Source organism: Myxococcus sp. NMCA1, from assembly GCF_026810205.1.
Lineage (GTDB): Bacteria > Myxococcota > Myxococcia > Myxococcales > Myxococcaceae > Myxococcus > Myxococcus xanthus_A.
This window is the reverse complement of record NZ_CP113950.1, coordinates 8,137,993-8,163,805: the sequence shown is the minus strand read 5'-3', so window position 1 is coordinate 8,163,805 and position 25,813 is coordinate 8,137,993. Positions and strand designations below refer to the sequence as shown.

Below are 25,813 nucleotides of genomic sequence, written 5' to 3'. Positions count from 1 at the left end.
GGGAGGATAGACGAGGCGGCGGCGGAGGATGCCGCTGCGCCTTGACCCCGGCCTGCGCGGAAGCGCGCTGCGCAACAGGGCGTTGTCGCGCACGCGGTGGATGCATGAAGCGGCATCGGAGGCCGCCGCTCCGACCTGCCTACGACCTGTACGGCAGCGCGCCGCGCACCAGGTCGCGACTCACACAGCGAATGCGTGAGGCTGCTTCGGCGAGCGTGTCGCCTCGCGCATCATGCCTTCGTCGCGGTCTACGTCGCTGCGTCCGCCTTCGGATTCTTCAGCAGGTGGTCGCCGTAGTCCTCACGCAGCTTCGTCTTGAGGAACTTGCCGGTGGACGTACGCGGCACCTGCGGGACGAAGACATAGTCATCCGGCAGCCACATCTTCGCGAACTGGCCCGCCAGGTGCGCGGTCAGCTCCTCCTTCGTGACCTGCTTCCCCTCCTTCAGTGCCACCGCGGCCAGCGGGCGCTCATCCCACTTCGGGTGTTTCCCAGCGAAGACGGCCGCTTCCAGCACCGCCGGGTGCGCCATCAGCGCGTTCTCCAGCGCCACGGAGGAGATCCACTCACCCCCTGACTTGATGACGTCCTTGCTGCGGTCGCAGATGCGCACGTAACCGTGCGAGTCGATGGTCACCACGTCGCCCGTCTTGAACCAGCCGTCCTCCGTGAAGCGGTCCTCGCCCTCGTCGCTGAAGTAGGACGACGCGACCCAGGGCCCCCGGACCTCCAGTTCGCCCATCGTCTCCCCATCCCAGGGCAGCAGCGTGCCGTCATCGCTGGCGACGCGCGTCTCCACGAACGGCAGCGCGAACCCCTGTGACGCCCGCGCCGAGGACTTCGCCTCATGCGCCGCCTGCCGCAGCGGCCCCTTGACCTTCGCCATCGTTCCGACGGGGCTCATCTCCGTCATGCCCCACGCGTGGACCACTTCCAGTCCATGCCGTTGCTGGAAGCCCTCAATCAGCGACGGAGGCGCCGCCGAGCCACCAATCAGCATGGACCGCATGCTGCTCAGGTCCCACCTGGCCGGTGACTGGTCCAGCAGCGCCAGGATGCCAATCCAGATGGTGGGCACGCCGCCCGCCATCGTGACCTTCTCCGCCGCCATCAAGTCCAGCAGGGAGGGCGGGTCCAGGTGCGGCCCGGGAAGCACCAGCTTCGCGCCGGTGAGGACGGCGTCGAAGGCCAGACCCCACGCGGCGGCGTGGAACATGGGCACCACCGGCATCACCGCGTCCGCCTCGCGCATGCCCGTCACGTCCGTCATGCAACACGCCAGGGCGTGCAGCACGGTGGAGCGGTGGCTGTAGAGCACGCCCTTCGGATTGCCCGTGGTGCCCGACGTGTAGCAGAGCATCGACGCGGAGTTCTCATCGAGCTGGGGAAAGTCGAAGTCCGGGGACTCGGCCGCCAGTAGCGCTTCGTAGTCGAGCGTCCCCTCCGGCGCGGGGCCCGCGTCCGGCACCACGATGACGTGGCGGATGCTGGGCACTGCGTCCTTGAACTTCTCGAACAGCGGCAGCAGCGAGCGGTCCACCACCACCACGGAGTCTTCCGCGTGCCGCGCGATGTAGCCCAGGTCATTGGGGTGCAGGCGCAGGTTGAGCGTGTGCACCACCGCGCCCATGCACGGCACGCCGTAATACACCTCCAGGTGCCGGTAGTGATTCCAGCTCAGCGTGGCCACCCGGTCCCCCGCCTTCACGCCCAGCCGCGTCAGCGCGTTGGCCAGCCGGCACGTGCGCGCGTAGAAGTCCGCGTACGTGTAGCGGTGCAGCGACTTGTCCGGGTTGCGGCTGACGATTTCCGAGCACGGGTAGAACGTCCGTGCACGCTCCATCAAGTGGCTCAGCGTGAGCGGGAAATCCATCATGCGGCCTGGCAGCATCGGCACCCTTCCTTGTGACGGCGTGAGGAGGTGCCGATGCTAACGGAGCGCGGCCCCGTGCTTCATCCGCGCTCCATGATGCTGCGTCGCGTCAGCCGAAGAAGACCTGGGCGACTTCGAAGAACTCCTGCGGGACGCGCTTGAGCTCGCGGGTGGCGTCCGCCAGGTCCACGCTGATGATGTCGTTGCCTCGCAGCGCGGCCATCTTCCCGAACTCGCTGCGGGCCACCATGTCGCAGGCGTGGACGCCGTAGCGGGTGGCGAGCACGCGGTCATGCGCGGTGGGGGCGCCGCCGCGCTGGATGTGGCCCAGCACGGATACGCGCGTCTCGAAGCCGGTGCGCCGCTCGATTTCGTGCGCCAGGATGGTGCCCACGCCACCGAGCCGCGGCCTGCCTGCCTCGTCCAGCGCGCCACTGGTGACGAGCTGCTCCTGCTGGTCCGCGGACAGCTTGATGCGCGTACCCTCCGCCACCACGACGATGGAGAAGGTGCGCCCGCCCGCGTGGCGGCGCTGGATGTGCTCGGCCACCTTCGCCAGGTCGGCGGGAATCTCCGGCACCAGGATGACGTCCGCGCCGCCAGCGATGCCGGCGTAGGTGGCAATCCAGCCCACGTGGCGGCCCATCACCTCGCAGACGATGACGCGCTTGTGCGACTCCGCGGTGGAGTGCAGCCGGTCAATGGCCTCGGTGGCGATGGCGACGGCCGTGTCGAAGCCGAAGGTGAAGTCCGTGGCGTTGATGTCGTTGTCGATGGTCTTGGGCACACCGACGATGCGCAGCCCTTCCTGCGACATGCGCGTGGCGGCCGACAGCGTGCCTTCACCACCAATGGCGATGATGGCGTGGATGCCGTTGCGTTCGATGGCGCGCTTGACGCGCTCCAGCCCGTTTTCGACCTTGAACGGGTTGACGCGCGAGGTGCCGAGGATGGTGCCGCCCCGGTGGAGGATGCCGGACGTGGTTTCACGCGTGAGGCGGAAGTGGTTGTCCTCCAACAACCCCTTCCAACCATCTCGGAGGCCCATCATCTCGAAGCCGTGGGCGTTGGCGCGGCGGACGACGGCGCGGATGACGGCGTTCAGGCCGGGGCAGTCGCCCCCGCCGGTGAGCACGGCGACTTTCATGGAGAAACGTTCTATCGCGCCCGGCGCCAGACGCGATGTTCAAGTTTGCCCGAGCGCTCACCCGGGGACCTTCCAGCCATCTACCCGAACACCGCCGGACGACGCTGGGCCCGGGGGCGGGCAGCCTCCAACCGGGCGGCGAGCTGGGACAGGGTGGCTTCATCTCCAAAGCGCCCCATGAACTTGAACGCCCACGGGCAGGCCGTCCGGGCTCCAGTGGAGCGGCATGCTCATGGTGGGCAGCCCCGCGGTGTTGGCCATCGGGCAGTAGGATGCGAAGGCGGCCGCACGGAGCTGCGGGGCCATGGCCCCGCCCGGAGAGCGCGAGGTGTCCCAGGGGGTTGCGGCAGGGCCCGTGCAGCTCGCTCTCCGTGGTGGGGAGCAGCCCCATCTCTGGCGTGTTTGACTTGCCCAGCACCACCAGGCCGCTGCGCCGGTGGCGCTTCACCAGCTCGCTGTCCTGGTCTGGAACGTCGTCCTTCCCGAAGCGCGCGCCGTGGGTGAGCGGGTGGCCCTCCTGGTTCACGCGACCTGGAATCGCACCCGGTGCATGCCTATGTTCCGGGCCCATGCGCATCCGCGTCTTCGATTCCGAGCGGGAGGCCGCCGCCGCGTGCGCCCAGCGAATCGCCCGAGCGGTGACGGCACGCCCCTCCCTGGTGCTGGGGCTCCCCACGGGGCGCACGCCGCTCAACGTGTACCGGGAGCTGGTGGAACTGTTCACACGCGGCGGTTTGGATTGGGCCCAGGTCCGCACCTTCAACCTGGATGAGTTTCTGGGTGTGTCGGCGGACGACGCGGGCAGCTTCCGCGCCCACATGGAGCGGCACCTCTTCCAGCACGTCAACCTGTCGCCCGCGCACATCCAGTTCCTGAATGGCGCGGTGGAAGACGCGGAGGCGGAGTGCGCGCGCTACGAGGCCCGGCTGGCCGAAGCGGGCGGACTGGACCTGGTGCTACTGGGGCTCGGTTCGAATGGGCACCTGGCCTTCAACGAGCCGGCGGACGGACTGCGCGCGCGGTGTCACCGGACGCGGCTGAGCCGCCAGACGCGCGAGGCCAACCTCATGCTCTTCGGGGATGACCCGTCGCGCGTGCCGATGGAGGCCCTCACGTTGGGAATGGCCAGCATCCTCCAGGCACGGCAGGCGCTGCTGCTGGCTTTCGGCGAAGCCAAGGCGGAGGCGGTGCGTGGCATGGTGGAGGGCCCGGTGTCCCCCCGGTGTCCCGCCTCCTTCCTCCAGCTCCACCCGGATGTCGAGGTGTGGCTGGACCCGGCGGCGGCCCGCGCGCTGTAAGGCGCTGCACCCGCCTCAGCTCCGGCCATTCGCCTCGGGCGCGGCGGGCTTCTTCGGCTCCTTCGCCGCGGACGCCGGTGCCCTCGAGCGTGCCGGAGCCACCGGCTTCGGCTTCGCCACGGGCTTCACCGCGGGCGGCGCCTTCCGGGGCGGAGGCGGGCGCGTCAGCTCCCACGCCGCGAGCACCTTCGGCACGTAGAACTCCGTCTCGCCATTGCGTGGCACGCGGCCATTCACGGAGCCTGGGCCCGCGTTGTACGCGGCCACCGCGAGCCGCACGTCACCGAAGCGCCGCAGTTGCTGGGCCAGATAGCGCGCGCTGCCGTCAATCGCCGGCTCCGGGTCGAACGGGTCCTTCACCCCCAGCATGGCCGCGGTGCCGGGCATCAGCTGTCCGGGCCCCATGGCCCCCGCCGGGGAGATGCGGTGCACGCGCGTCTCCGACTCCACCTGCACCAGCGCGCGCAGCAGCCCCGCGGGAAGGCGGTGCCGGCGCTCGGCCGCGTCGATGACGGGCTCCAGGGGCGCGTGTCCCTCCACCAGGCACGACGGCCGGTGCGCCAGATACGCGCGCAGCGCACCCGCCTTGGCCTCCAGGAACGAGAAGGACAGCGGCGACACGAAGCTGTTACCGAACCAGGCCACCGCGACGTTGAGCAGCACCACCGGCGCGAGCACGCACGGCAACCACCACGCCCAGCCGGGCACCGTCATCCCCTCACGCCGTGCCGCCCGCTTGCGTCCCACCCCTCCACCCTTAGGGGCGCTTGGGGCCTCCGTCCAACTTCCGGCGACGGGGACGGACCTCTGGGGGCAGGCGCAGCCCGTCCAGCACCAGCGTCGTGAGCGCGTCCGGCAGCTCCAGCGGGTTGCCGATGTCCTCCTCGCTCAGCACCGCCAGCAGCAGCCGCTCCACGGCGCCCACCACCGCCAGTCCGCTCACCGCCGGACGGATGGGGCGCAGCAGCCCGCTGGTGTGCGCCTTCTGCGTGATGTCCACCGCGTGACGCGCCACCAGCCGCGCCAGCTCCGCCACCTTCGTCCGCGCCCCCACGGCGGGCCCCCGGGACTCCTGGAGGTACAGCCGCACCACGCCCGGGTACTGGAGGAGGGCACTGGCAATCACCGCCGCCACCGCGCGGTACGCGTCGAACATGGCCTCCACGTTGCGCGCCTCCGCCAGGGAGTGGCCGCACGTCTCCAGCCCGGCCAGCAGCTCGCGGCGCACCGGCTCCAGCAGGCCGTCCACCAGCGCCGCCTTGTCGTCGAAGTACCGGTAGAACGTCCCCTTGGCCACTCCGGCCGCCTGGGTGATGTCGTCGATGGTGACGCCATCCAGGCCCCGCGCCAGGAACAGCTTCAGCGCGGCGTCCTCCAGGGCCTGCTCGCGCTCTCGGCGGTGGGCCTCGCGGCGGCCTCCGGGCCGTGCGGGCGGCTTGCCCGTCTCCTGGGCGTCATCCGCCCGCGTGCCATCCCGGCTCGCCATTGCCGTGCGCTCCAGTCCATTGCGCGGTAGAAAAAGAGTGACCAAATAGTCATTTATGGGCAGCGAAGCGCCGGCCGGGCGCTTCGCCGGAGGCGACCATGATCGGCATCCCCCTGGGCTGGGTTTACTCCAATTTCGGTGAATGGGTCCTTCACAGGTCCGTCCTGCACGGCCTGGGGAAGAACCGGAAGAGCTTCTGGAGCTTCCACTGGCACGAGCACCACCAGAAGTCGCGGCGCCACGACATGGTGGATGACCAGTACATGCGCTCGCTGTGGAGCTGGTCGGCGCAGACCAAGGAGCTGATGGGGCTGGCGGTGCTGGCGCTGGCCCACGCGCCGCTGTTGCCGGTGGCGCCCTTCTTCGTGGGGACGGTGTGGGCCTGCGCGGCGAACTACTACTTCGTCCACCGGCGCGCGCACCTGGACCCGAAGTGGGCGCGTGAGCACCTGCCGTGGCACTACGACCACCACATGGGCAAGGACCAGAACGCGAACTGGTGCGTGACGCACCCGTTCTTCGACCTGGTCCTGGGCACGCGGCGCGAGTTCCTCAACGTGCAGCCTCCCGCGTCCAAGCAGCCCGCGCCCGTCGAACAGCCCGTGCCGGTGCCCGTGGAGGCCCGGAAGCGCGCGGCGGCGGCTTCCGGGCTCCGCTGACCGCGGGACGGCCTAGAACACCAGGTCGAAGTAGTTGGCGTGCGCCTTCACGCCCGCGCAGGCGCGCAGCGAGGCGGTCCAGTCCTCGGAAGGCAGCGTGCCCCGGGCGTCGAAGATGAACTCGAGCTCGGGCTGCCGGGCCAGGTCCAGCAGGTCCACCGGGCCGGTGCTGGTGAGCTGGATGGTGCGCGTGGGCGCGGTGCTGGTGCGCGTGTACTCGCCGATGACGTGGGTGTTGTTGGAGCCCGGCTGGCGCACGGAGACGTTGGCGCGCTCCACGCCGCTCAGGTCCGTGTCGGCCGTCACCTCGAAGAGGCGCAGCCGGAGCTCGGTTTCGATGTCCGTGTCCTCGGGCAGCGGGTCGGCGAAGTCGCCCAGCGGGAAGGTGATGCTCCGCTCCACGTTGACGGTGAGCGGCAGCGCCGCGGGGAAGGACAGGTCGCGCTCCGTCTTGCAGATCTCCTCGGCCTCGGCCTCGATGAAGAAGAGGGATTCACAGCCGGTGGTGAGCATCGCGATGCTGGAGAGGAGCAGGATGCGGAAGGAAGTCGTTCGCATGGTTTTGAGGCTCCTGGCTCAGAAGAAGTAGAGGATGAAGCCCAGCTTCACGGAGGGCATGGTGGCGCGCACGGACAGGTTCCTCGCGGTGATGTCCGGGTCATCCGTGGCGTCCTGGAGCAGGGCGCTCGCGTCGTCCACGCCCAGGTCCACGTAGCTGAGGCCCAGGTGCAGGAAGAAGTTGAAGCGGCTGGCCGCGCCCACCTCCAGGCCCACGCTGCCGGTGACGTAGTTGTACGTCACGTCGCGAACGGCCGCGCTGGCCCGGCTCGGTGTCGCTCCCAGCCAGTCCACCACCTCGTTGTAGTTCGAGCCGAAGTAGTGCCCCGCCTCCACGTTGAAGGACGGCGCCAGGAAGGTCTGCATCGGCAGGATGCTCAATCCGCCGCGCAAGCCGAAGCTGAGCGTGTTGGTGGTGGGGCCCGCTTGCAAGCGAAGCCACGGCAGCGGCCGCAGCACCGCGGACAGGCCCACGCCGTGCGGCGCGCCCGCGTCCAGCATGAGGCCAAAGCGGTGAGGGGTATCCGACCCGTCGGCCAGGGCCGGCGTCGCGGCCCCCAGGCCCAGGGCGCACGTGAGCGCCGCGCCGTGCCGCCCCAGCAGGAATGTCCTTCGTCGTCTCGTCGAGGATGTCGCCATCGTCATGTCGTGTTCCAGCGTGTTCCGGCCCGGTGGCCATCATTCGCGCGACCGGGCGGAAAAAGAAGCGGCGTCAGGGAAAATGACGACGGGAAGAGGCCGCTTCCACGCTGGTATCCGACATTGGCGGCCATGGGCCGCCGGTAATTCAGGGCTCTGTCGTCCGATTGGCGGCGAGCCCGATGACGTTGACCATCAAATCCTTGATGCGGCGCGGCTTCTCGCCGCCGTTGTCGCGGACGATGAGGTCGATGTCGTCGTCGGCCCGGTGGTACTCGGGGATGAGGTCGCCGCCGCCGTTGGGGTTGGACAGGCCCTCGAACATGAAGAGGACGTCCTCGCCCTTGCGCCCGAAGGACGCACCGTCCTGCCGGTCGCGGAACACGTTGATGTCCCGGTTGATGCGGTCGAACGGGTCCTCAAGCTTCGCGTTCGCCTGGTCCAGCACTTCCCGGAAGTAGTTGGGCTGTCCGCGCGAGTTGGTGTCCACCACCGACAGGCGCTGGTCATCCCAGCGGCCCACCATGTCCACGTTGATGACGCCGGCAATCTCCTCCATGCCGAGCCCCGGAATCGGGTGGTCCACGAAGTACTGCGAGCCCACCAGGCCCTTCTCCTCGGCGCCCGTCCACAGGAAGAGCACGGAGCGGTCCAGCTCGCCGCGTTTTGCTGCTTCCGCCAGCTCCGGCACCGCCGCCATCAGCACCGCGCTGCCGGAGGCGTTGTCGTCCGCGCCGTTGAGGACGTTGCCGCGCCGGTCCACGCCGTCGTGGTCCAGGTGGGCCATCACCACGATGACCTCGTCCTTGTTCGGCCCCGAGCCCGGCAGCAGCGCCATGGTGTTCACCGCCTGTCCGGACGCGGAGGCCACCTGGCGCAGCTCCTCCACACTTCGCTGCGCCCCCTCGCGCGGCGGCGCCAGGGGCAGGCCGCGCGCGTTCATCGACTTCTCGTACTTCTGGTTGAGCAGCGCGAGCGTCTCCTGGGCATGTTGTCGTCGAGGTAGAAGCCGCCCTCGAAGAGCGCGTGTCCGTAGGTGTTCGGCGTGTGGACACGCTCGCCCGACTCGCCGCGCACCCCGGGCCGGCCCGCGAACGAATACACGTCGAAGCGCTGCTCGAAGGCGTTGTCCGGGTTGTTCGTGTTGGGGCCGACGAGGCCGTACTTCTGCACGTGCTGCTGCACGTACAGCGACGCGGCATCCAGACCGGCCGACGGGCTGTCGCGGCCCTGGAGCTCGTCCGAGGACAGGTACGCGATGTGCGTCATCGGGTCCGAGTCCACCGCGACGCTGTCCACCTCCGGCTCCGGCGCGGGTGCTGGCTCCACCGGCGCGGTGGGCGGCGGCGTGGGCACGGTGCACACGAGCGGCCGGGGCGCGCGGGCTGACGACTCGAAGCGGTCCGCGTTCCAACTGGGAGGCGCGCTGGCGGGCTTCGCCGGGGACTCGGGGGCCCGGGCGTCCTTCGCCACGGCGGCGCGCGGCGAAAGTGAGGGGAGAGGACGCGGGCTGTCGCTGACTTTCGTGGCCATGGTGGAGGAATCCCGGTGCGCGTGGGGGTGGCGCGTCCTGGAATTATCCGTCCCAGACGTCCGGGAGTTGTGTACCTTCTTTTTCCCTGCGATTGCCGGGGGTTGTTGAAGGCCGGACGTCGCTCCGCCCCGCCGGTCAATACCTGCACCTGGAAGCCGGTGACACGTTGCAAGTCCGGAAAGCACCGGGCTGCGAGTGGCCCAGGTCGACCGGCCCAGGACGGGGGGTCCGGATGATCGACGAAGTCGATCAACGTTTGAAGGCGTGGGTGGGCCGCATTGCCGGTGATGTCCCGGTGTTCCTGGGCGTGCCGGACCGCGAATCGCTCGAGCGAGGCGTCTGTCTGTACCTGCTGGAGCTGGGGCCCGCGCCTTCGGTCCGGAGCGGGGGCGGGGGGCGCGTGCCGCTGCAGATTTCGGTCTGCTACCTCATCACCGCGGGGGCGGAGTCCCCGGAGCGGGCGCACCGGCTGCTGGGTGAGCTCGTCTTCGCGGCCATGGAGGAGGCGGACTTCGAGGTGGAGCTCACGCCGGTGCCCACCACGGTGTGGGCCGGGTTGAGGACCGCGCCGCGTCCCTGCTTCCGCCTGCGCGTCCCGGTGCGGCGGGAGCGCGCGATGCCCGTCATCCACCGGGTGCTCTTTCCCGCCACGCCCCAGGCCACGCCGACGCCCGCGGAGGCGCTGCTGGGCTGTGTCGTCGGCCCGGGGGACGTGCCGATTCCGGGCGCGCTCGTCGAGCTGCCCACGCTGAAGCTCACCACGCGCACGGATGCCAAGGGCTGTTTCCGTTTTCCCAGCGTGCCCCCCGTGGCCACGCTGGGACGGCTGGAAGTGCGCGCCAAGGGGGAGCTGCTCGAGCTGGACCCGGAGGTGCTTGCCGCCGAGCCCCAGCCGCTGCTCATCCGCCTGCCGTTGAAGGAGGAGTGACATGCCGCAAAGCCACCCGTCGTCTGTCACCTCCGAGGAGACGCCACGCGGCGCCGAGCGCGCTCCCGCGTCACCGAGTGCCACCGCGCCGAACCCTGCTCACGGGACGCTGGAGACGTCCTGGATTGATGAATGGGGCATGGCGCCCGAGGCGTCCTTCCCCGATGCGTGGAGCGCGCGGCTGAAGGCGTCCGTCGCCGGTGCGCCCGATGCGTGGAGCGTGGGCCCTGTGGCTTCCATTCCCGGTGTCTCCGATGCGTGGGGCGCAGGGGTGGAGGAGACCGTCTCCGCCGCGCTCGACGCGTGGGACGCAGGGCGGGTGTCGATTGTCCCTGCTGCGCTTGCTGCGCGGAGCCCGGGGCCGGAGATGACAGCGCCTGATGCGTGGGGCGTGGGGCCAGAGCTGCTCGCGGTTCATGCGCTGAGCCTGGCGGCTCGGGGCCTTCGGGCAGCCACGACGGAGGACTGGGACCGGAGCGAGCCTCCACCCGTGGCCACCGCGGGGACGCGACGTCGAGGCGAATGATGGAACGGACAGCCTTCCGCGACAGGCCGGGCGATGGGGGAACCGCCGGGCTTGAGGCGGGAGCGCTGGCCTGACTCGCTCAATGCCGCACGGTCCTCCAAGAGAGCAGGTCGATGTCTCGCGTCTTCGATATCTCCGCAGTCACGGACACCCTTCGTCTGTCCCCCAGCGGGACGGGGGAGGCCGTCTTCCACGTCATCAACGCCTCGCGTGCACCCGTGCGCGCGCGCCTCTCGGTGGTGCCTGACGCAGGCGCCCGGCGCGAGTGGCTCTTCATCGACGGCGATACCCAGCGCGACTTTCCTCCGACGGGCGCGCAGCGAATCCTCATCCGGCTCCGCGTGCCAGCGGGGACGCCACCGGGTCACTTCACCTTCCACCTGCGAGTGGAGGACTGCGACAGCCCCGACGCGCGGTTCGCGCAGGGTCCCTCCGTCACCGTCGAGGTGGCCTCCTCGCCGCCCGCCGCGAGGGCGTTCCCCTTGAACTGGGCTGTCATGGCGGTGGCGACGTTCATCCTACTGGGGACGGTGGCCTCCCTGCTCGCCGCGGACAGGGCGCGGCAGCCCAGCCCTGGGGCGCCCTGTCCGGATGGGCATTGTGGCAAGGGGCTGACGTGCGCGAAGCAGCTCGATGGGGGCGTATGCCTGGCCTCGCAAGGCCAGCCCTGTGAGGCGGGCTCCCAGTGCATCACCGGCTTCTGTGAGCCCGGCGTGGGGTGCACGGTGCCGCTGGGAAAGGAGTGCGCCTCCCCGGAGGACTGCCCGGGCGCGCTGACGTGTGCCGACGTGCTGGGCTCGTCCGTCTGTCTCCTCGAGCCGGGAGAGGCCTGCGAGAACGACCGCGACTGCGCCAGCTTCTTCTGCAACGCGGAGCGCAAGTGCAACCGCGATGACGGACGCTGTGACAGCAACGCCGAATGTCATTCGCCCACGCAGTGTGGCGCGACGAGGCTGTGCCAGCTTCCAGATGGACAGCCGTGCATGCGGCACGAGGCCTGCCTCTCCGGTTACTGCTCGGAGACCTGCCAGGTGTCGCCGGAGTCCTTCCAGTGCGAGTCACCGTGCCCCGCGTACACCGCATGTGTGTCGGGAAGCTGCATCCCCGTGGACGGCAAGCTCCTCAACCAGAACATGCTGCTGACGGCGCCCCGGATCCTCAAGGGCATCCGGGAGCTGCGCATTCAGCAGGGCACCCAGCCGTAGCCGGTGCGCGTCACTGCAGTGCCGGCCGCACCGTCTTGCCGATGTCCACCAGCCGCTGCACCTGTTCTTCGCTCAATCCCAGGTGCCGCGCGGCGCCCGGGACGTCCCCCGGAACGAAGGCGCGCATGGCCCGCGGAGTGAACCAGTTGAAGAGCGTCACGACGCCGCGGACCAGTGGGGACTCGGTGAACACCGCCGTGGGCGGAATGACGTAGTCCTTGGGCACCTGGTTGAGCGCCTGTTGTCGCTGGGTGGCATTGGGCCCGGGCCCTTCGGCCAGGACGAGCTGCCCGGTGGCCGTGCCCTGGTGACGCGCGATGAGCTCGCAGTAGCGCGCCCAGTCGTCGGGGGCCGGTGGCTGCGCGTTGTGCGCCACCACCAGCACCGTGCCGACATATGCCAGCCCCAACGTCCGGCTCCGCACCACGTCCTGGATGTCGGGCGCGTCGAGCTGGACGGGAGCTGTCATCGCCGCGTCTCTCCGTTGGATTGCGAGCATGCCGGAGTGTTCCTCCGCATGGCTCCATGTGCAACCTGTATTCCTTGGAATACTTGTCACTCCGGCTCCCGAGGTGGGGAGCCGGAGGCGCGGCTTGGGGGCTACCGGGCAGGGACGCGGAGGACCAGGCCCGGCGGAGGCAGGCTCCAGGCAGAGGTGGTGTCTCCCCAGGCCGCGATGGTGCCGTTGCGCCGGAGCGCCAGGCTCTTGTTGAAGGCCTGGCCCGCGACGGCGGCGACATCCGTCAATCCCGCGGGGAGCGTCGTCTGGCCATAGGCGCTGTTCCCCCAGGCGACGACGGTGCCGTTGGACCGGAGCGCCATGTAGTGGTGTTCGCCTCCCGCGACATCCACGACGTCGCTGAGGTCCGGGGTGAGCGCGAGGTCGTAGTACGCCGCGCCAAATCCCCAGACGGCCGCGGTCCCGTCCGACCGCAGCGCCAGTGCGCTGCTGCTCGTGTTGGCGATGGCCACTGCGTCGTCCAGGCCCGCCGGGACGACGAGGAGGTCGAACACGTCCTGCCCCCAGACGGTGAGGGTGCCGTCCGCCTTGAGCGCCATGCCGTGGTACGCCCCCGCGGACACCGCGACCACGTCCTGAAGCCCTTCAGGGACATGCGTCTGCTGGTCGATTTCCGCACCGATGGCCACGACCGTCCCATCCCGCTTGAGCGCGAGGACCAGGACTCCGCTCGCGCTGATGTCCACCACGTCCGACAGGCCCGCGGGCACCGGGACGGGGTCGGGGCCTCCCCATTTGACGACGGTTCCATCTGCCTGCAGGGCCACGGCGAAGGCCATCCCCGCGCCCACACTCACGACATCGGAAAGCCCCGCGGGAGTCGGAGTGACATCATTCAGGGAGTCGGCCGAGCCCCAGACGGTGACGGTGTTGTCCGGCAGGACGCCAATGCCCCAGTTGGCCGCATGCGCGAGGGTCCGCTGCCGGAGCACTCGCAGCGACGCGGTGGCGGCGGGCTTCCAATCCACGCCAGGCGTGACGACGACCTCCTGCTCGCCGGGCACGAGGCTCCCCGGCACGCGCACCACCACCTCCGTGTCCGACCAGGACAGGTATTCCTCGGCGTCCACGCCGCCGATGGAGACGCGGGAGGTGCCACGCGCCTCGCCGAAGCCAGAGCCGGTGAGCTTCAGGTGGCCCCGTTGCACGGTGAGGGCGGGCGCCTCGAGCACCAGGGCTTCCTGGCGGCGGCTCAGTGACAGGTCGACCGACGTCGTCTGACCCGGTTGGACCTCCAGCGTGTCCCCGGCCTGCTCGTAGTTGCTCCGATGGGCCGCCACGGTGTGCGTTCCCGCGGGGACGTTGTCGAACGTGAAGCGGCCTTGAGCGTCCGTGGTCACGCTGTCGCTCACGCCGGAGAGGATGACAGTGGTGCCCTCATGGTGGCTCTCCCCTTCGAGGAGGGCCTGCCCCGTCACGCGGCCGAGCTGTGTCCCTGAGTCGTGTGGCGGTGTGCCGGCGTCGGGCGTGGGGGCGGGACTGTCAGGGGTGCACGCGGAAAGGGCCAGGAGGATGGCCCAGAGCCATGACGTTCTTGCGAGACGCATCGGCAGGACTCCAGTGTGTGCGGGGGAGGCACTCCTCGGGCCGGAGGTGGAGGCCTTCGACACGGAAGAGTGCCTGTGGCAGCCACCTGTCGCCGACTGGGAATTGTAATTCAAATGGCATCTGGCGTTGCCAGCGTCTGCGTCTAGTCGAGGATGAGCTCCACCATCAGGTCGTCCTCGGGGTCCTCCTGGATGGACGCGTCCGAGTCGTCCACGTCGTAGCCCTTGAGGGAGAAGCCCAGGGGCGTCTGTGCGCCGATGCATGGAATCGTGCGGGGCGAGGTCCCCACGCCGTCGCCATCCACGTCGGGGTAGAGAACGACCCTCCGGTAGCGCGCGGCGTCCGTGTCATCGCAGTCATTGCCCGTGGCCTGGGTGAAGTAGGGCAAGGGCAGTGACGCACCGGTGCACAGGGTTCCGGCCTCGGGCTGGGTGTGTCCATCCGCGTCCCGGTCCACATGCGCGTAGACCACCTGCCGCCAGCGCGCCGCGTCTTCCGCCGCGCAGTCCGTCCCCTGGGCCGACCACGGCGCGGGTACCGTGCCATTCGTGCACAGCGCGCCCGCGTCTCCCGCGCCCACGCCGTCCCCGTCCGCATCCGTCCATGCCTGGACCGTGGTGTGAACGCTCCGGTCCGCGTCGTCGCAGTCGTTCCCTCGTGGTGTGGTGGCATGGCCAGACGGCAGCGCCGTGCCCGAGCACACCGTGCCTGCCTCCGGCGCGGTGAAGCCGTCCCCGTCCGCATCCCGGTGCGAGTAGGCCAGGAACCTCCAGCGGTGGGTGTCCGTGTCGTCGCAGTCGGTGTTCACCGCCGAGTACCCAAAGGGAATCTGCCGGCCCGCGCAGAAGGTCTGCCGCGTGCCCGCGCCGAAGCCGTCCCCGTCATCGTCGGAGTACACGTGCCAGGTCACCATGACGGTGGCATCGCGGTCGTCGCAGTCATGACCGGTGGGCCACTGGGCGTAGCCCGCAGGAAGCTCCGCGCCGCTGCAGGTCACGCCCTGTTCGGGCACCGTGTCGCCGTCACCGTCCGAGTCCCGGTGGGCATAAGAGCGCCACTGCCACCGCGTGGCGTCCTCCGGCGCGCAGTCAACGGAGTCCAGCGCGTAGCCGGGAGGCGCCGTGCGGCCCGTGCACCGCATGACGGGGGCACCACTGCCGAAGCCGTCTCCGTCCACATCCGCGTAGACGGTGCGCTCCTGCCACCACGCGGCGTTCGTGTCGTCGCAGTCCAGGCCGCGCGCCTCCAGGGCGTAGCCGGCGGGCAGTGTCATGCCAGAGCAGACCCGGCCTTCCTCGGGCACGGTGAAGCCGTCGCCGTCCGCGTCCCGGTGGGCGTAGTCGCGCCACGTCGAGCGCGCGCGGTCGTCGGGTGCGCAGTCGCCGTCGACCGCCGCGTAGCCCCGGGGCAGGTCCTTGCCCGCGCAGTGGGAGATGGGCTCGCCGTTACCGATGCCGTCGAAGTCCACGTCCGGCCAGAGCTGGGTGGAGGCGGCGAAGCGGGGGTCGTTGTCGTCGCAGTCCGGCGCGCCGGGTTGCTCGCGGTAGCCCACGAGCGGCGCTCCCACACAGCCCGTCACCGGGCCTTCCGCGGTCGCCCCGTCTCCATCCTGGTCAGGATAGAGCCCGGCCCGCTCCCGCCAGCGGGTCGCGTCGCCCGGAGCGCAGTCTCCGCTCTGCTGACTCCAGCCTTCGGGGAGGCGCTCGCCGGCGCAGACCTCGCGCATCGCGCCAGCGCCCACACCGTCGCGGTCATCGTCCACGGAGCCTTCCAGGAGCCGCCACCGGCTCGCATCGCCGGGCGCGCAGTCCACCGCGTCCGCGACCCCGTCCCCGTCCGCGTCCTCTTCCGTGGGGCCTGCTTCCGGAGAACACCCCGCGAGGAGTCCCACCACGGTCAGCGTCAACACCAGCCACGTCTTTCGGTTTGTCCCCATGGGCGCCGTTCGTGCCATCGACGTGCGGTGTTAGGGGACGCGGGTCAGCTTGCAGGCGAATTGGTGGTAACTGATGCTGCCTCCCGACGACGTGGTGAACAGGTAGGCGCCAGGTTTGGTCATGGCGAGCAGGGCCAGTCGGTCGCAGCGGTCGCGGTACGCCACCGCACTGTTCTGGGTGTTGTTTGGCGCCGAGAAGGTCAGCGTTCGGGGAGATGCCTCGCCTTGGAGCACACCTGTTATCTCGATGGTGCCTTCGAGCTGGACGGTGTAGCTATCCACGGTCGTGAAGACGTATTCCCGGCCGGTTTCAGCCCGCTCCGCCATCGCCGTGGAGGCCGCGAACATCGCCGCGAGCAGGGGAAGGGCCTGGATGCGCCGGGACAGGGACTTCGACATAAGAGGTTCCTCGCGGAGGGGCTGAAAACGGGCGGATTCCGCCATGGGCCCACGCCCTATACGCCCTCCCTTCGATTCCTTGGCGGATTCGGCGCCAACGCGCCCCGTGCTGCACCTTGTCACAGCCGTCCGGCTGCAATACGCCTAGAGGCATGTCCACCGCCGCGCTCCCCGCCGACTTCCTCCAGGCCATCACCGAGGGCTTCCCCGTAGACTTCCTCACCCGGGAGCCAGGGGAGCTCCAGGAGTACGGCCGTGATTGGACGCGCGTCTACACGCCCGCCCCCGCCGCCGTGGCGCTCCCTCGAACGACGGACGAGGTCTCCCGGCTGCTCGCCCTGTGCCACCAGCATCACATCGCCGTGGTGCCCTCCGGCGGCCGCACCGGGCTGGCCGGCGGCGCGGTGGCGGCCCGGGGCGAGTTGGTCCTGTCCCTCCAGCGCATGACGCGCATGGGGCCGGTGGACCTGCTCGGCAACACGGTGCGCGTGCAGGCGGGCGCGGTGACGGAGGCCGTCCATCACCACTGCGCGGAGCACGGCCTCACCTGGCCGGTGGATTTCGCCTCCAAGGGCTCCAGCACGGTGGGCGGCAACATCGCCACCAACGCGGGCGGGGTGAAGGTCATCCGCTACGGCCTCACCCGGCAGTGGGTGCTGGGGCTCCAGGTCGTCACCGCCCAGGGGGACGTGCTGGAGCTCAACGGCGCGCTGGAGAAGAACAACACCGGCACCGACCTGCGCCAGCTCTTCATCGGCAGCGAGGGCACCCTGGGCGTCATCACCGAGGCCACCCTCAAGCTCACCCAGCTCCCCGGCAAGCAGGACGTGTTCCTCTTCGCGGTGCCGGACGTGGCCGCCGTGCTGCGCCTGTTCCGCGACGCGCGCCGGCAGAACGCCTTCAGCATCTCCGCCTACGAGTTCTTCACCGACAAGTGCATGGCGCGCCTGGGCCGCCACCGCAAGCTGCGCCCGCCCTTCGAGACGCCCAGCGAGTGCTACGTGCTGCTGGAGGCGGAGGCGAAGGACGCCGCGGCGGTGGAGGGCTGGCTGGGCTCGCTCTTCGAGCGCGAGCTGGTGACGGACGGCGTCCAGGCCCAGGGCGCTGCGCAGGCGGCCGAGCTGTGGGCGCTGCGCGAGGGCATCAGCGAGAGCCTCTCCGCCACCGGCCTGCCGCACAAGAACGACATCTCCCTGCCGGTGGCGGGGCTGGAGGCCTTCTGCGCGGAGCTGGAGGCCATCTTCAGCGCGCGCTACCCGGGCTGGGAAATCTGCCTCTTCGGCCACATCGGCGACGGCAACCTGCACGTCAACGTGATGAAGCCGGACGCCATGGACAAGGCGGAGTTCCTGGCCCACACGAAGCAGGCGGACCCCACCATGTTCGCGCTGGTGCAGAAGCACGGCGGAAGCATCTCCGCCGAGCACGGCGTCGGCCTGCTGAAGAAGGACTACCTGGGCTACTCACGCGCGCCGGCGGAGCTGGCCCTGCTGCGCACCCTCAAGCGGGCGCTGGACCCTCAAGGCATCCTCAACCCGGGCAAGGTCGTGGATGCCTGAGGGCGCCGGACATCAGGACAGGATGCGCGTCTTGATGTCCGTCTCCAGCCCGGCGATGGCCTCGCACACCGGGGTGGACACGTCCTGGTCCAGGTCCATCAGCAGGTAGCCGATGTTGGCGTCCGTGCTGAGCACCTGGGCGTGGATGTTGGCGTTGAGGTCGGAGACGATGCGGTTGATGTCGCGCAGCACGCCCGGGATGTTGCGGTGCACGTTGAGGATGCGGTGCGTGCCCGGGATGAGTGGCGCCTCGATGTGCGGGAAGTTGACCGCGCCCGTGCTGGCGCCCGCCTTGAAGTACTTCAGCAGGCTGGTGGCCACCTCCTTGCCGATGGAGGCCTGAGCCTCTTCCGTGGACCCGCCGATGTGCGGCGTGAGGACCACGTTGGGCAGGCCCTGGAGCGCGGTGACGAAGCCGTCCGAGTTGCTCTCCGGCTCCTCCGGGTAGACGTCCACCGCGGCGCCGCCCAGGTGCTGGGACTGGAGCGCCCGCGCCAGCGCGTCGATGTCCACCACCGTGCCTCGGCTGGCATTGATGAGGCAGGCGCCCTTCTTCATCTGGGCGATCTGCTCGGCGCCCATCATCATGTGCGTGGTGGGCAGCGCGGGCACATGGAGGGTGACGAAGTCGGAAGCGCCGAGCAGCTCCTCCAGGGTGACGGCTGGCTGCGCGTTGCCCAGCGGCAGCCGGGTCATCACGTCGAAGTAGAGGACGCGCATGCCCAGCGCCTCGGCGATGACGCCCAGCTGCGAGCCGATGTGGCCATAGCCGATGATGCCCAGCGTCTTGCCGCGCACCTCATGGCTGCCGGTGGCCACCTTGCGCCACTGGCCCGCGTGGACCTCTCGGCTGCGGTCGAAGAGCTGCCGCGTCAGGACGATGATTTCCGCAATCACCATCTCCGCCACGCTGCGCGTGTTGCTGAAGGGCGCGTTGAAGACGGGGATGCCGTGCGTGTTGGCGGACGTCAGGTCCACCTGGTTGGTGCCGATGCAGAAGGCGCCAATGGCCAGCAGGTTCTCCGCGTGCTCCAGCGCCGCGAGCGGCACCGTCGTCTTGCTGCGGATGCCCAGCAGGTGCACCCCCTTCAGCCGCTCCGCCAGCTCGTCCGGCTTGAGGGCGGACGAGACGCGCTCCACCTGGAAGCCCTCGGCGGCCAGCATCTCCCCCGCGGACGGGTGGATGTTCTCCAGCAGCAGGGCTCGGAAGGGGCCGTCACTGCTGATGGCGCGCGTCGGAGAGGGCGGGAACTGGGGAGTGCTCATGGCGCCTTGCGTTAGACCTGGGACTTGGGACTGTCAAGGGTGGGGTGGGGGCTCGCTTGAGGGACGTGCGTCATTGCGTTGGGAAGCGCGGCTCGTAGAACTCCTTGGAGTCCCACTTGACGTCGTGGAACTCCGCCTCGCCCGCCTTGGTCTTCGCGATGCAACGGAAGATGTTGTCCTTCGTGAACAGGCAGGGCTCGGCGTGAGGGTGGCCCGTCGCCGCGGTCTGGAACGCGCGGTGGATGAATTGGGGCTCGAGCTTGCCCAGGGCCAGGATGCGGTAGAACTCCTGGCTGAAGGGCAGGGCCTGGGAGGTCTGGTAGCGGCTGCGGAAGGCGATGACATAGGGCGTGCCGTGGTCGATGAAGAGCCGGGCGAAGTGGTGCTCCCAGCCAATCAGGCACGAGCTGAAGAAGGCGAGCATCCGGGGCGGCTTCTTGCCGCGCTTGAAGGCCCGCTCGATGGCCTCGTAGGTGAACTCGACGTCGCGCCTGCTGTCGTTGTCGTCCACGGTCCACTGGATGACGCTTCTCAGCGTGTGGTCGGGGCTCAAGAGGCTCCAGCCCAGCTTCGGCATGATGAGTGACTCCTTCGCCCACTGGGTGAGCGCGACCGGGTCGAAGCGGGTTTCCACGCAGATCTCCTCCTCCTTGGCCGCCAGCCCCTCCACCTTGGACTGGTCATTCCTGCACCACGTCGGGTAGCGGGGATAGGCCATGTCCATGGACGCGAGGCGCACGGCGTGCTTCGAGCAGCGCACGTTCCCGTGGGTGACGTGGTGGTAGATGTCGCAGTCGCCGAGCTGGTCCACCCAGGTGTCGAAGTTCGCGTCCCGGTCGAAGAAGCGCTCACGGAACGGACCCCGTGAGGCAAGGGCGAAGGCATTGCTCACGTGCCCCAGCTCGACGTTCCACTGCAGCCCGGGGTCCGCGCGGTCGTAATAGAAGAGGGTGCTGAGCTGGTCGACCGGTGCGGGCGGGTCGAGCGCCAGGATGTCATCGTGGGTGATGTCCCAGCCCCGCAGCTTGAGGTTGCACTTGCCGCAGAAGTGCGGGTCGAAGCGGGCCGGCGCATGATGCGGATATTGCGGCCGCTTCTGCTCCCAGTCGGGGTAGCTCATCATGCAGTTGTGGTCGAGCGGGTCGTGGTGCTGGGGAACCACGCCCGAGGAGGCCTCGTGGTGGGTCAACCAGAAGCAGTGGCCCACCTCGTGGGTGAAGACGAAGTCGGGGTTCGCATCCACGCTCTGGTCGATGATGCCCAGCAGGTCGCCGTTGCCGTTGGAGGTCGTGGGCACCTCTCCGACGTCCGACGTCTCGAGCGCGTCCACGATGTCGTCCGACAGTTTGTATTCGAGCATGACGATGCCGCCGCAGGGCGCATGCCCGGTGCGGAGTCTGTCGGAGATGCGCGAGAGCAGGAAGCCGCCGGCGCTGCGGACGTTCGGCGAGTTGATCAGCTCGTTGAACATGTCGCTGACGAAAAACCAGATGTTGTTCTTCTGGTTGTCGCTGAGCTCCGCGCCAGGGTTGAGCCGCACGACGGGGCTGGCGTCATGCACATGTGTGGTGTCCAGCAGGCCGACGACGCTGGCGACGGACGGCTTGATGTGCGTCCGGATGTGGGTGAACCAGTCCGAGTAGTCCGTGTCGTTGATGACCTGGGAGATGCGCCGGTACAGCGTGTGGGAGAAGTCGACCTCCAGGTAGGCCTCCGCGTAGCGGTCCCGGCACTTCTGCGGCAGGTTCCCGTGGTTGCGCAGCGGCCAGCCCACGATGCCGAAGACCTCCACCCGGCGCCAGACGACGATGGGCTTCGTCTCGTACTGGCAGACGGGATTGGCGGCTTCGAGCTGCATGGCATTGCCGCGGCCCGCGTAGCTGAGCCGCGCGCGCACCTGGTATCGGTCGCCGGCAATCAGTGACGGCTGGAGGTAGATGCCCGAGCGGCCCACGCGGTTCGGGTGCGCGGCGCCGTCCGTGAAGGCGGGGACCCAGAGCTTCCTGGCCCTGGCGTCCTCCGTGGGCGTTGCGTAGGGGGCATAGGACTGGGGCTCCCGCCAGAAGGGGTTGCGGAAGTTGCCGTCCTTGGTGCGGATGCCGCCGTAGGCCACGGGGCAGTTCGTGCCACCGTCGCCCGCGAGGTCGACGAAGTCGCTGCCGAAGACGCGGTTGACGTAGGCCCGGGTTCCCGAGTGCAGGCCGTGATTCAATGGCAGGTGCGACACGTCCTCGCCCGGCTCGAGCGCGGACCAGTCCACCCGCACCGCGCCCACGGCCCGGGGGGCGGCGACGCGGCTTCCATCATGGCCCTTGAGGTAGATGACCGCTTCGAGCGGAACGAGCGGGCGGTTGAGCTTGCCGGCCTCGCTCGTCGTCTTGTTGTGCAGCGTGCTCCAGTCGATGGCGGCGTTGCCCCGGTTGGGAGGAATCTGCCGCATGAACTCGTCGGTCTGGTGGGCGAGGTCCTCGTCGAAGCCCACGGCCTCCACGTAGACCCGCAGCGGCGCTCCATTCCCTTCGGGAATCGCGGTGCCTTCCGGGACGGGGTTGCTCTGGTCATCGACCAGCGTCGGCCGTGCGCCATGGGCGTGCCCCAGCGCGCCGTCCAGCGCGTTCTCGAAGTCGTTGTCCGCGGGCGCGGCCTGGAGGCGCAAGGTGCCGTGGTTGCGACGGAAGCGCTCCTTGGCCTTGTCCAGGAGGTCCGTGTTGGCCGCCGCGCGTGCCGGAGGGCCGGCGTAGTACCCGAGCTGGTTGAGCTTGTGGCAGATGCTGGCGGCGGTGCCCCGGACGAACACCTCGCCTGTGGCCAGCCAGGGCCCGCGGACGACCTCCACCGAATGGTAGAGGACGTTGACCCGCGCGGTGGTGGGGGGTGGGGGCGGCAGCTCCCTCGCTTCTTCCTCCGGGAGTGATTCGTCGTGCCGGGCCTCGCAGGGCGCCACGCTGCCCAGCTCGGTGTTGGGCAGGTCCTCGGGCTGGCGGAGGTCCTCGCGCGCATCCGCTTCGATGACGGCTTCGACCCGGAGCGTGTAGGGCGCCCTCAGCGGCGTGGCGAAGGGTTCCTGGACGGCGTCATTGCCCACGTTCAGCGCGCCCGTCCAGTTGACGGCCGCTGGCCCTCCCCGGCAGTCGAGCGCGTCCGAGCGGTACACGAGGGCATCCGCGTAGTCGCGCACCTCCAGCCGGACGGAGACGAGCCGCCCTTCATCCGGCGGGTCGTAGGTGACGGCGAGCGTCTCCTGGGAAGGAGCGAAGTGCGTCCAGTCGCAGCGCAGGGGGAGGTAGGGCATTGTCAGGGCACGGTTGGGGAGCGCCCGCGGCGAGGCCGCAGGTAGTGGCGCTCAATCCAGTCCATCTTCCGGGAAGGCGTGAGGTACGGCCGCGCGAGCACGGCCTGGGGCCAGGCATGGGCCGGGTCCGTGTCGAAGTGCTCGCCCAGGCAGAGCTGACAGGCGATGAAGCGGGCCACGTCCCAGCGCGCGGTGATGCCATGCCGGGCCGCGGCGTTGATGCCGCGCTCGGCCCGCGCGCGCAGCTCCCGCTCCTTCAGGTCCGCGCTCTCCCGGGGGAACTGCGTCCTCAGGAAGCGCACCACGCTGCTCACGTAGGCGCCGCGTACCGAGGTGTCGAGGCATGCCATCTGCTCGGGTCGAATCCTCAGGACCACGCACGCTCCGGGACCGAACGGCCGAATGTGTGAATTTTAACGCTCAACGGGAAGGTCCTTCAACCGCGAGCGGGTGGCCAGATGCGACAGCGGGGCGGCCACTCCGTGAAGAGTGACGCGCCCCGCGGTGCCCACCTCGTGGGTGGAACGTGATTACTGGACGGTCCAGCCCACCGTGCCGCTGCAGCTGGTGTTGCCGTAGCAGCCGGCGCGGATCTGATACGTGCCGCCCGCGCCCGCCGGCACCGTGTAGGTGGCGTGGGACAGCGAGCCGCAGCCGGCGCCGTCGTCGTTGAACTTCACCTGCGTGCCAGCGGCGTTGTACAGGCGGATGAACGAGTCACCCGTGCCGGAGGCGCCCGTCACGTTGCAGGTGCCGAAGGAGAGGCGCTGGCCAGCCGTGAGGGTGACGTTCTCGTTGGTGGTGTTCTGCCGCGCGCTGTCGGAGTTGACCGAGCTGTAGCTGAACGTGCCGGAGGTGGCCGGCGGGGTCGCCGTGCCAATGGTCCACTTCACCGTGCCGCTGCAGCTGGTGTTGTCGTAGCAGCCCGCGATGATTTCGTAGTTCCCAGCCGCGCCGGCCGTGAAAGTCACGTTGGAGCCGCGGCCCGTGGCGCAGCCATCATCGTTGGAGGCGACCTCGATGCCGCTGGGGCCATTGACGCGCAGCCACGTGTCACCGGTGGAGCTGGCGCCCGTCAGGCCGCAGGTGCCCACGGTGATGCTCTGGCCGGCGGTGAGCTCCACCGTGTGGCGGGTGGTGTTCACGGTGGCGTTGGCGGTGTTGCTGGCCGTGAAGTCGAAGGACGTCGGCGGCGGCGGCGTGGTGTTGCACAGCCGGACGCTGGTGTTGGCGGCGCAGAACGCATCGATGGCCGGGCGGACGTAGGTGATGTCCTCGCCGCTGCACCCGTTCTCCGCGCACTGGTTCACGACGCGGCAGCTGCCCTGGTAGACGTAGTCCGTCGTGCCGCGCACCAGGATGCCGGCGATGGTGTGGCTCGACATGTCGTAGACGGCCGAACCGGAGTTGCCGCCGAAGGTGTCGGTGGTGGCGACGAAGTAGTCCAGCGTGCTGGCGCGGCCGTTGCGAACGCTGCCGCCCGAGTCAATCTTGAGCGGGATGCCGCTGCCCGAGCCGATGACGGCCACGTTGGCGCCCACCGTCAGGGCGGCGTTGCCCGGGCGGATGGGCGCGGGCGTGAAGCGCGGCGCCGCCGAACGGTCCAGGCGGATGATGGCGTAGTCCAGCGTGCGGCCGCTGGAGGTGTTATCCCGCCGCACGACAATCTCCTTGCAGCTGAAGATGTCCTGCGTGGTCATGGTCTGCACCGAGTTCGCGTCAGGCCGGTAGAAGTTGAAGGCCCACTTGAAGTCCCTGCAGTCGGCCGCGCTTTCCACGCAGTGGCCGGCGGTCAGCAGGAGGTCATCGTCGATGAGCGTGCCCGAGCAGTAGCCGGGCGACGGGTCGTCGATGAAGCGCTGGCCCGGGCAGAGGTTGACGTATTCGCCCAGGGTGGGGCTGTCGAAGACGACGTTGTTGGGGTCCGAGTCGTCAATCTCGAACGGGTCGACCATGACGGCGCTGGCCTGCATGGCGTACTGCCGCAGGGTGGCGTCGGGGTGCGCGTACACGTCCATCCGGTCGTCGTTGCCATAGACGACGGGCTGCTCGGTGGAGCCGCTGCCGGCGGGCTCGCCCTCCTGGGCCGGTCCACAGGCCGCGACGGAGAAGGTACACAACAGCGCGCCGAGCAGCTTCCTGCGGGCGTCGGTCCGGGGGATACGCATGAGACAACCACTCCTACGGGAGATGTGAGGCCCACCCCCCGTGGGGGTGGGCCGCCGCAATATATGTGAAAAAAGGCGTTCCTGCTGTCGGCTGGCGGACAGGCTCCGCGCGCGCCTCAGTCCGCGTCGGGGTCGCGCAGCCACTGGAGGGCTTCCCCCCGCGTCTCGAAGGTGCGGGTGGGGATGCTCAGCATGGCGCGCTTCGTCATCCGCCAGGCCTGGAGTCCGGAGGGGGCGTCACTGACGACCCGGGCGGAGCGCTTCATGCCGTGGAGCTGGGCGAAGGCGTTGAGGCTGGCCATGGCCGTCACCACGTCGCTGGGCATCACCCGGAGCTGGGACTGGTCCACCAGGGCGGACCACTCACCGGCCAGGTCGTTGATGGCCTTTTTCACGTCGGCCAGGTACTCGGCCAGGTCCGCGGTCGTGACTTGCGGGGGATAGACAACCTCGAGGATGCGGTCCTGCGAGTGAACGGTGATCTGGAATGGCATGACGGTGACGGGCTCCGGGCGGGCGCGCCATCCTAGCCGCAGCCGGTGACACGTCTAGAGCGGGGGGACGGATGGCGCGCCCTGGCGGCACCTTCCCGGCCCTGTCCGGAAGGGCAGGGAATGTCAGACCCGCCTGGTACTGACGTCCCTGCCGCTGCTCCGGTACCGGCGCGCCGAAGGGGCGCGACGGCGGCTGCAGCCGGCAAGGGGGTTTCATGAACACGAAGTTGTACGTCCTGGGCGCGGTGCTGGGCGCCGCCCCGGGCCTGCTGCCGGTGGTGTCGGCGCCGCCGGTGGCGTCCACGCAAGAGTCGCGTCAGGACTCGCGCGGGACTTCTCGAAAGGGCCGGGGAGGCCCGGCGAAGGGCGCATCCGCTCCCGTCCATCCGGCGGGGGTGACGCCACCTCCAGACGCGAAGGATGCGCTGGAGACCCAGGGAGCGGTCCCCGACGAAGGCCGCACGAGGGGTGGAGGCCAGGGCAAGGCTCCACGCCATCCGTGCGAGGCCATCACCATCATCCAGGTGCCCTGCGATGCCGAGCAGGAGGCCTGCGAGTACACGTACTGGCACTGCCCCGAGGTCGTGAATCCGCTCCGGGCGTGAGTGACTGAAGCACCCAGGAGCGCACGGGCGGCCGGTTCCGCCCGTGCGCTCTTTTTTCGCGACGTGTCGGCCGTTCGCTTTTCTCCGGGGGCGCGTGTCCGTCTTGCTTGACACCCCGGAATCCCCGTCGGAAAAGCCCGGACACACGAGGCGGCCCGGCTATTTTCCTCAG

Annotated in this window: 23 protein-coding genes and 2 pseudogenes; 7 read left to right on the top strand and 18 right to left on the bottom strand. The window is 69.5% G+C overall.

Features of this window, described 5'->3' with window-relative positions; all coding sequences use genetic code 11:
* Nucleotides 1–248: 248 nt before the first annotated feature.
* The 4 genes and pseudogenes from OZ403_RS33715 to OZ403_RS33700 all read right to left on the bottom strand — a co-directional run.
* The gene (locus OZ403_RS33715; RefSeq protein ID WP_268782680.1) at nt 249–1,892 is read right to left on the bottom strand and encodes a long-chain fatty acid--CoA ligase; all 1,644 of its coding nucleotides are present in this window, start codon (nt 1,890–1,892) and stop codon (nt 249–251) included.
* 91 nt (nt 1,893–1,983) lie between these two features.
* Nucleotides 1,984–3,021 (bottom strand): 6-phosphofructokinase, encoded by a 1,038-nt coding sequence (locus OZ403_RS33710; protein WP_268782679.1) that lies wholly within the window; start codon nt 3,019–3,021, stop codon nt 1,984–1,986.
* A gap of 159 nt (nt 3,022–3,180) precedes the next feature.
* A complete protein-coding gene (locus OZ403_RS33705) occupies nt 3,181–3,249 on the bottom strand; it encodes a hypothetical protein (RefSeq protein ID WP_268784923.1) in 69 nt (22 codons plus the stop codon).
* 163 nt (nt 3,250–3,412) lie between these two features.
* Nucleotides 3,413–3,592: pseudogene (locus tag OZ403_RS33700) on the bottom strand (amidase family protein); the annotation flags it as partial.
* Between OZ403_RS33700 and OZ403_RS33695 the strand changes: the two are divergent.
* Nucleotides 3,591–4,319, top strand: a complete 729-nt coding sequence (locus tag OZ403_RS33695) for a glucosamine-6-phosphate deaminase (RefSeq protein ID WP_268782678.1) — start codon at nt 3,591–3,593, stop codon at nt 4,317–4,319. The pseudogene OZ403_RS33700 and the gene OZ403_RS33695 overlap by 2 nt on opposite strands.
* A 15-nt stretch (nt 4,320–4,334) precedes the next feature.
* Here OZ403_RS33695 and OZ403_RS33690 read toward each other — a convergent pair whose 3' ends face one another.
* Nucleotides 4,335–5,066: a lytic transglycosylase domain-containing protein gene (locus tag OZ403_RS33690; RefSeq protein WP_140799987.1), complete on the bottom strand. Its 732-nt coding sequence runs from the start codon at nt 5,064–5,066 to the stop codon at nt 4,335–4,337.
* Nucleotides 5,067–5,076: 10 nt separating this feature from the next.
* On the bottom strand, nt 5,077–5,805 hold the full coding sequence (locus OZ403_RS33685) for a TetR/AcrR family transcriptional regulator (RefSeq protein ID WP_140799986.1): 729 nt from the start codon (nt 5,803–5,805) through the stop codon (nt 5,077–5,079).
* Between the two features lie 98 nt (nt 5,806–5,903).
* Between OZ403_RS33685 and OZ403_RS33680 the strand changes: the two genes are divergently transcribed.
* Nucleotides 5,904–6,464 carry a hypothetical protein gene (locus tag OZ403_RS33680; RefSeq protein WP_140857198.1) on the top strand — a complete coding sequence of 187 codons (561 nt, stop codon included), beginning with the start codon at nt 5,904–5,906 and terminating at the stop codon, nt 6,462–6,464.
* Between the two features lie 12 nt (nt 6,465–6,476).
* Here the strand turns inward: OZ403_RS33680 and OZ403_RS33675 are convergent, their stop codons facing one another.
* From OZ403_RS33675 to OZ403_RS33665, 3 genes and pseudogenes are all read right to left on the bottom strand, one after another.
* Nucleotides 6,477–7,022 carry a hypothetical protein gene (locus OZ403_RS33675; RefSeq protein WP_140795313.1) on the bottom strand — a complete coding sequence of 182 codons (546 nt, stop codon included), beginning with the start codon at nt 7,020–7,022 and terminating at the stop codon, nt 6,477–6,479.
* An 18-nt stretch (nt 7,023–7,040) separates the two neighbouring features.
* Complete coding sequence (locus OZ403_RS33670; protein WP_140795312.1) at nt 7,041–7,667, bottom strand: hypothetical protein; 627 nt, start codon at nt 7,665–7,667, stop codon at nt 7,041–7,043.
* A 142-nt stretch (nt 7,668–7,809) separates the two neighbouring features.
* Nucleotides 7,810–9,194, bottom strand: a pseudogene (locus OZ403_RS33665) (M28 family metallopeptidase).
* A 233-nt stretch (nt 9,195–9,427) separates the two neighbouring features.
* Between OZ403_RS33665 and OZ403_RS33660 the strand changes: the two are divergent.
* From OZ403_RS33660 to OZ403_RS33650, 3 genes are all read left to right on the top strand, one after another.
* The gene (locus OZ403_RS33660; protein WP_237077685.1) at nt 9,428–10,123 is read left to right on the top strand and encodes a carboxypeptidase-like regulatory domain-containing protein; all 696 of its coding nucleotides are present in this window, start codon (nt 9,428–9,430) and stop codon (nt 10,121–10,123) included.
* 1 nt (nt 10,124) lies between these two features.
* Nucleotides 10,125–10,649 carry a hypothetical protein gene (locus OZ403_RS33655; protein WP_268782677.1) on the top strand — a complete coding sequence of 175 codons (525 nt, stop codon included), beginning with the start codon at nt 10,125–10,127 and terminating at the stop codon, nt 10,647–10,649.
* A 113-nt stretch (nt 10,650–10,762) separates the two neighbouring features.
* Entirely contained in the window at nt 10,763–11,854 is a 1,092-nt protein-coding gene (locus OZ403_RS33650; protein ID WP_140795309.1) for a hypothetical protein, read from the top strand.
* Nucleotides 11,855–11,864: 10 nt separating this feature from the next.
* On the opposite strand, the gene OZ403_RS33645 is transcribed toward OZ403_RS33650, so the two are convergent.
* From OZ403_RS33645 to OZ403_RS33630, 4 genes are all read right to left on the bottom strand, one after another.
* Nucleotides 11,865–12,353, bottom strand: a complete 489-nt coding sequence (locus tag OZ403_RS33645; RefSeq protein ID WP_237077683.1) for an STAS/SEC14 domain-containing protein — start codon at nt 12,351–12,353, stop codon at nt 11,865–11,867.
* Nucleotides 12,354–12,454: 101 nt separating this feature from the next.
* Nucleotides 12,455–13,921, bottom strand: coding sequence for a carboxypeptidase regulatory-like domain-containing protein (locus OZ403_RS33640; protein WP_237077682.1), 1,467 nt, complete (start codon nt 13,919–13,921; stop codon nt 12,455–12,457).
* A gap of 143 nt (nt 13,922–14,064) precedes the next feature.
* Nucleotides 14,065–15,858 carry a hypothetical protein gene (locus tag OZ403_RS33635; RefSeq protein ID WP_268782676.1) on the bottom strand — a complete coding sequence of 598 codons (1,794 nt, stop codon included), beginning with the start codon at nt 15,856–15,858 and terminating at the stop codon, nt 14,065–14,067.
* A 30-nt stretch (nt 15,859–15,888) separates the two neighbouring features.
* Nucleotides 15,889–16,257, bottom strand: coding sequence for a hypothetical protein (locus OZ403_RS33630; protein WP_237080747.1), 369 nt, complete (start codon nt 16,255–16,257; stop codon nt 15,889–15,891).
* 152 nt (nt 16,258–16,409) lie between these two features.
* Between OZ403_RS33630 and OZ403_RS33625 the strand changes: the two genes are divergently transcribed.
* The gene (locus OZ403_RS33625; protein WP_268782675.1) at nt 16,410–17,816 is read left to right on the top strand and encodes an FAD-binding oxidoreductase; all 1,407 of its coding nucleotides are present in this window, start codon (nt 16,410–16,412) and stop codon (nt 17,814–17,816) included.
* Between the two features lie 12 nt (nt 17,817–17,828).
* On the opposite strand, the gene serA is transcribed toward OZ403_RS33625, so the two are convergent.
* The 5 genes from serA to OZ403_RS33600 form a co-directional block, all read right to left on the bottom strand.
* Nucleotides 17,829–19,082 (bottom strand): phosphoglycerate dehydrogenase, encoded by a 1,254-nt coding sequence (serA, locus tag OZ403_RS33620; protein WP_140795303.1) that lies wholly within the window; start codon nt 19,080–19,082, stop codon nt 17,829–17,831.
* A 70-nt stretch (nt 19,083–19,152) separates the two neighbouring features.
* A complete protein-coding gene (locus OZ403_RS33615; protein WP_268782674.1) occupies nt 19,153–22,374 on the bottom strand; it encodes a hypothetical protein in 3,222 nt (1,073 codons plus the stop codon).
* A 2-nt stretch (nt 22,375–22,376) separates the two neighbouring features.
* Entirely contained in the window at nt 22,377–22,724 is a 348-nt protein-coding gene (locus tag OZ403_RS33610; protein WP_237077679.1) for a hypothetical protein, read from the bottom strand.
* 180 nt (nt 22,725–22,904) lie between these two features.
* Nucleotides 22,905–24,542, bottom strand: a complete 1,638-nt coding sequence (locus tag OZ403_RS33605; protein ID WP_140799977.1) for a serine protease — start codon at nt 24,540–24,542, stop codon at nt 22,905–22,907.
* A gap of 116 nt (nt 24,543–24,658) precedes the next feature.
* A complete protein-coding gene (locus tag OZ403_RS33600) occupies nt 24,659–25,036 on the bottom strand; it encodes an STAS/SEC14 domain-containing protein (protein WP_011556283.1) in 378 nt (125 codons plus the stop codon).
* 215 nt (nt 25,037–25,251) lie between these two features.
* On the opposite strand from OZ403_RS33600, the gene OZ403_RS33595 reads away from it, so the two are divergent.
* The gene (locus OZ403_RS33595) at nt 25,252–25,641 is read left to right on the top strand and encodes a hypothetical protein (protein WP_140795299.1); all 390 of its coding nucleotides are present in this window, start codon (nt 25,252–25,254) and stop codon (nt 25,639–25,641) included.
* Nucleotides 25,642–25,813 lie beyond the last annotated feature (172 nt).